The sequence below is a fragment of the Psychrobacter sp. TB20-MNA-CIBAN-0197 genome (assembly GCF_040309765.1).
GTDB lineage: Bacteria > Pseudomonadota > Gammaproteobacteria > Pseudomonadales > Moraxellaceae > Psychrobacter > Psychrobacter submarinus.
In genome coordinates this window covers 1-251 of the sequence record NZ_JBEOPC010001082.1, presented here as the reverse complement: position 1 = coordinate 251, position 251 = coordinate 1, and the positions used below count along the sequence as shown (strand labels likewise).

Here is a 251-nt window from a genome sequence, read left to right as displayed (position 1 = left end):
CTTCCAAACCTTCGCTGATGATCTGCGCCACCGACATGCGCGGGCTGAGGCTGCCAAACGGGTCCTGAAACACCACCTGCATCTGCCGCCGCCACGGCCGCAGCTGCTTTTGATTGAGGCCGTCCAGCGCTTCGCCCTGAAAACGAATGCTGCCCTCGGAGTCCAGCAAACGCAGGATCGCCTGACCCAGCGTCGACTTGCCCGAACCCGACTCGCCGACGATGCCCAACGTCTTGCCGCGTTGCAGGGTG

At 63.7% G+C, this 251-nt stretch carries 1 protein-coding gene; it reads right to left on the bottom strand.

Features of this window, described 5'->3' with window-relative positions; genetic code table 11:
* A partial coding sequence (locus AAEY83_RS17250) for an ATP-binding cassette domain-containing protein (RefSeq protein ID WP_351061119.1) occupies window positions 1-251 on the bottom strand: 251 nt, incomplete at both ends.